5 protein-coding genes are annotated in these 4,509 nt (G+C 34.5%); 3 read left to right on the top strand and 2 right to left on the bottom strand.

Going from position 1 to position 4,509, the window contains the following annotated elements:
* The first annotated feature begins 549 nt into the window (after positions 1-549).
* Genes repM through FTU17_RS16865 form a run of 3 tightly spaced genes read left to right on the top strand, consistent with a single transcriptional unit; the run spans position 550 to position 2,232 of the window.
* Positions 550-1,500, top strand: coding sequence for a replication initiation protein RepM (gene repM, locus FTU17_RS16855; protein WP_180136096.1), 951 nt, complete (start codon positions 550-552; stop codon positions 1,498-1,500).
* Positions 1,493-2,068, top strand: a complete 576-nt coding sequence (locus FTU17_RS16860) for a plasmid replication DNA-binding protein (RefSeq protein WP_002011656.1) — start codon at positions 1,493-1,495, stop codon at positions 2,066-2,068. Before repM ends, FTU17_RS16860 begins: the two co-directional genes overlap by 8 nt.
* A gap of 20 nt (positions 2,069-2,088) precedes the next feature.
* Positions 2,089-2,232, top strand: a complete 144-nt coding sequence (locus tag FTU17_RS16865; RefSeq protein WP_001125247.1) for a hypothetical protein — start codon at positions 2,089-2,091, stop codon at positions 2,230-2,232.
* 183 nt (positions 2,233-2,415) lie between these two features.
* Here the strand turns inward: FTU17_RS16865 and FTU17_RS16870 are convergent, their stop codons facing one another.
* Both FTU17_RS16870 and FTU17_RS16875 read right to left on the bottom strand, forming a co-directional pair.
* Positions 2,416-2,916 carry a hypothetical protein gene (locus tag FTU17_RS16870; RefSeq protein ID WP_180136098.1) on the bottom strand — a complete coding sequence of 167 codons (501 nt, stop codon included), beginning with the start codon at positions 2,914-2,916 and terminating at the stop codon, positions 2,416-2,418.
* On the bottom strand, positions 2,909-4,240 hold the full coding sequence (locus FTU17_RS16875; RefSeq protein ID WP_174660738.1) for an AAA family ATPase: 1,332 nt from the start codon (positions 4,238-4,240) through the stop codon (positions 2,909-2,911). The genes FTU17_RS16870 and FTU17_RS16875 overlap by 8 nt, the downstream gene beginning before the upstream one ends.
* Between the last annotated feature and the right edge of the window lie 269 nt (positions 4,241-4,509).

Genomic DNA, 4,509 nt, shown 5'->3' on the forward strand with positions numbered 1-4,509 from the left:
TCTTAAATCGCAAATGAGAGCATTTAGCGAGTGTCTACGAGCGAACTACAGGGATCTAAATTTTTTCACCTGTTTTTCCCTGATTACAGGCTCCCCTGTGTATCAAGAACTCAGAATCAGAGCATCCCGAATGGGTGCGAACTGATTACGATGGCTTTATGTCGAGCGAAGCGAGTGAAAAAGTTCTATGAGCGAAGCGAATTCCTAGTTGCTTTTCTTTTTTAAAAGTCACGAAATTTTAAGCCAAAAATTGCCCCTACGAACTGAGCGAAAGCGAAGTTCAATAGAGTTTGAGCGTAGCGAAAACCGAGGGCAATTTTTCCTTTCCTGGGCTTTTAATTATTTTAAAGTTTTTAAATGCTTTTAGGTAAGCTGAAAGCCTTGTAAATAAAGGCTTCTAGACTTCATATGACACCGTTTACCTTGCAATATGACACCGTTTACCTTGCAATATGACACCGTTTACCTTGCAATATGACACCGTTTACCTTGCTTATAGCACTAAAATTAATTAAGGTGTCATAGCATAATAAATAATACTGGTGCTTCATGAGAGAGTTAGTTGTAAAAGACAATGCCTTAATTAATGCAAGTTATAACTTAGATTTAGTAGAACAACGTTTAATTTTATTAGCTATTGTTGAGGCAAGAGAAAGTGGGAAAGGGATTAATGCTAATGATCCCTTAACTGTCCATGCAGAAAGCTATATCAATCAATTTGGCGTACACCGCAATACCGCTTATCAGGCATTAAAAGATGCCTGTAATGATTTATTCGCAAGACAATTCAGCTATCAAAAAATAAATGAAAGAGGGAATATTGAGAACTATAGATCCCGTTGGGTTAGTGAAATTGGATATGTAGATAATGAAGCAGTGGTTAAGCTTATTTTTGCCCCTGCCATAGTTCCATTAATTACGCGCTTAGAAGAGCATTTTACTAAATACGAATTGCAGCAAGTTAGTAATCTCAGTAGTGCTTATGCTGTTCGTTTATATGAGTTATTAATTGCTTGGAGAAGTACGGGCTCTACTCCAATTATAGAGCTAAGTGATTTCCGTCAAAGAATTGGCGTACTCGATACTGAGTACAAGCGTATGGAACGCTTTAAAACTAGTGTACTTGAGCTCGCCATTAAACAAATTAACGAACATACAGATATCACAGTGAAGTATGAACAATACAAAAGAGGTCGATCAATTTCAGGATTTTCTTTTAACTTTAAACAGAAAAAGAAGGACAGCCCATCAATAGAAAGAGATCCGGATACTTTGGGTCTTTCTTCAAAGATGACCGATGCTCAACGGCATATGTTTGCAAATAAACTTTCCGAACTTCCTGAAATGGGTCGTTATTCCCAGGGAACTGAAAGCTATCCGCAATTTGCTATTCGTATTGCTGAGATGCTGCAAGACCCTGACCGAATAAAAGAACTATACCCATACCTAAAAAAAGTGGGATACATGCCATCAAATAAAAAGGACACCGTAAATGGCTAAGTTATCACTAAGTGAAGTATCTAAAAAATTTCATGTGGATAGATCAACCATTTACAGAGCTGTACGTAATGGACGTTTATCACGCTCCAGTGATGGACAATTCGATCTAGCAGAGGTCATCCGATGCTTTGGAGAACCTGAGCAAACATCTCAAAAAATTGAATCATCTAAGCAAGAAGGTGATGAATCTACAAAAAAACTTATTGCCCATTTAGAAAATGAAGTCAAAAAATACCAAGAACGTGAAGAACGGTTAATGCAACAAATTGACCGTATGCAAACACTCATTGAGCTGAAAAGTGTTGCACCTGCCACAGCAGCACCACAACAAGATGCTACGGCATGCGACACCGATCTACCACAGCATGCGACAACACAACAAGACAATGATAATAAAAAGAATAATGAATTAAATATTGCAGAAAATGTGGCAGTGCCACAGCAAGAAACTACGGCATACCACACCCAAACGCTACAGCATGCCACGTTGCAAAATGTGGCAGTGCCACAACACAAAAAACGTGGATTATTTGGCCGTGTGCTAAATGCTGTTTTTGATCATGACTGAGCAATCTAGGGAGAGAAATCATGCCGAAACTGAAAGACATTGCCCTGGGCATTATTGTGGCTCCGCTGCTGATCCCGATTATGCTAATTGCATCGTACCAGGATAAAAAGGCACTGAAGAAAGAGCTGGATGAACGCCAAAAAGAAAAAGACCAGGCATCCTGATTATTCAATTGAGCTAATCAAAAGTGTGAAACATTGATTAAATAGTAGGCGTGGAACGTGAAAAATCATAAAAAAAGCCCACCTTGGGGAAGATGGGCTATCAACTAGGAACTACAGCGTTGAATTATAAGGATAATTATACAGCATTTCGTATAAGGTGTATTATGTTAATTTTAGGAAAACTTAAGTTTGCCCTATTTTTTTTACATTTCTTATATAAATTTTCAAATCACAGTCTAGTGACCAAATAAATATATCGGCACGAGGATGAAGTTCACATAACATTTCAAACTCTTTAATAATTGTTAAATCACCTAAACTAGTACCCTCTGTAGTTTTCTGTGGTGATTTATTTCTTCCAGCATGATCAGGAAATAAAGCTATCCATTCTCGAAGCTGTTCATTTGAAAATATACTAGAAAAGATAAAAGGAGCTTCATTTGCATAACTTTTCTCTAAAAGCTCATAAAAATCTTGTGCTACTTGCCGTCTAGTATTCCCATCACCATTTTGAGCGATATGATTACCAGTTTCAATAATTGTAGCTACTGGGATAATAAATTCACAACCTAACTTAGTGTAAGTTTCAAATGATTCGAATACTTCTTCTCTATCTGAGTTCTTTGAAGGTACATCTAAAATATTTAGGAAAACACTTGTATCAATTAAACAAATATTATTCACGATGTTTACCTTTCATCGACTCTAACCAACTCAAAGCTATAGTTCGTTTATCTTCACTAGATAAAGGATTCTTAACGAATCTATCAACTATACCTTTTGTAACTAGATCACCTAATGGTCCTTGGGATACAAGACCAACATAATCATCAAGTTCAGATAATCTTGTTAAACAGCTATGACCTTTTTCTTTATCTCTATAAGCAAAAGACACGTACTCTAAAGCTTCATTAGGCACTCCATCCATCAGAGCTGGATTGTGAGTTGTAATCAATAACTTTATTTTATTATCCCTAGCATATTCATATATCTGATTTAAAAGTATTTTTGCTTTATTTGGATGTATACCATTATCTAATTCTTCAAATACTAAAAGAGAACCTGGTTTAGCTGTCATCAGTGCAGCAGCAATAGCAAGAACCCGCACAGTACCATCTGACAGTAACTCTATTGACCATTTCTTAGATGAATTCTCATCACCAAAACTTTCTTCGAGTTCAACAGAAAAACGTTCTCGATTATCTTCGAAAAAACTTATACCAACAAATTTTTGTTCAGGAAGATTTTTTATGAAGTCTAAGACTTGATCTATTTTCCCTTCCATTTCTAAGTTTTTTAAAACACCTGATAAATTTGATCCTTTAAAATTTAAATTAGGAGTTATTCTTGAAAACGATCGCATTGAACTAGGAACAAAATCAAAGAATTGAATAGACTTTAAATCATCTAAACATTGATCAATTAATAAAATTTGTTCATCAACACTAAATGCTCCTTTCTCATCATTGCCAAAGTTTTCAGTTATTAAATTAAGAATATTGTTAATGTTTGGCAATATTGCCATTTTATTTTTTGGATGAAAATTAAAAGATCTAGATGGCGAACCTTTGGGTGTATTAGGCTTGATTTTTACTTTCAAAAAACCTTGTTTGCTCTCATCCTTATTTTCAATTGTTTCGTAAATTACTTTTTTACCTATGGTTAATTTTTCATTTACCAATGATATTGATTCATTATCAAAAATTTTTATAGAAAAGCTATATTGAACTTTATTATCGAAATTCATTTTCAAGGTCATAGGAATATGTTCACACATATAGACTAGATCGTGAAAATCACCTCTAAACCATTTATCTGATTCTTCTAGTTTATTTTGAATAGAATCTAGATCCACTCCTGATATAAACCATTTAATTAGTCTTAAAGCTTCAATAATATTCGACTTACCAGCAGCATTAGCTCCAATTAGCAAGTTTAAAGGGCCTAATGCTAAGCTTTGTTCAGCGCTATAACTTTTGAAATTTTCTAAACTTATACTTTTCAGCATTCAAATAGACCAATTTTAATAAAAACAATAAGAATGATAAGAATATCAAAATTACGGTGATCTTAGGTGAAAATTAGTAATCCGATAATTTTTATCAAAATTATCAACTGATTTAACATAAAACTTCTTATATGAAATTTAGGGTGGTGTTTCAAAAAGTATGCTGAAACAAAGCAGGTTGAATTTTGATAAAATAGAGAAATGCGAATAACTCTAGAAATCAAATGTCCAACCTGCCTCAGTGACAGTATAAAGAAAAATGGCATCAA

The sequence above is a fragment of the Acinetobacter sp. YH12070 genome (assembly GCF_013419625.1).
GTDB classification, from domain to species: domain Bacteria; phylum Pseudomonadota; class Gammaproteobacteria; order Pseudomonadales; family Moraxellaceae; genus Acinetobacter; species Acinetobacter amyesii.

Coding starts and splice junctions, on each gene's coding strand:
- FTU17_RS16865 (WP_001125247.1), top strand. CDS start 2,089: ATGCCGAAACTGAAAGACATTGCCCTGGGCATTATTGTGGCTCCGCTG.
- FTU17_RS16860 (WP_002011656.1), top strand. CDS start 1,493: ATGGCTAAGTTATCACTAAGTGAAGTATCTAAAAAATTTCATGTGGAT.
- repM (WP_180136096.1), top strand. CDS start 550: ATGAGAGAGTTAGTTGTAAAAGACAATGCCTTAATTAATGCAAGTTAT.
- FTU17_RS16875 (WP_174660738.1), bottom strand. CDS start 4,240: ATGCTGAAAAGTATAAGTTTAGAAAATTTCAAAAGTTATAGCGCTGAA.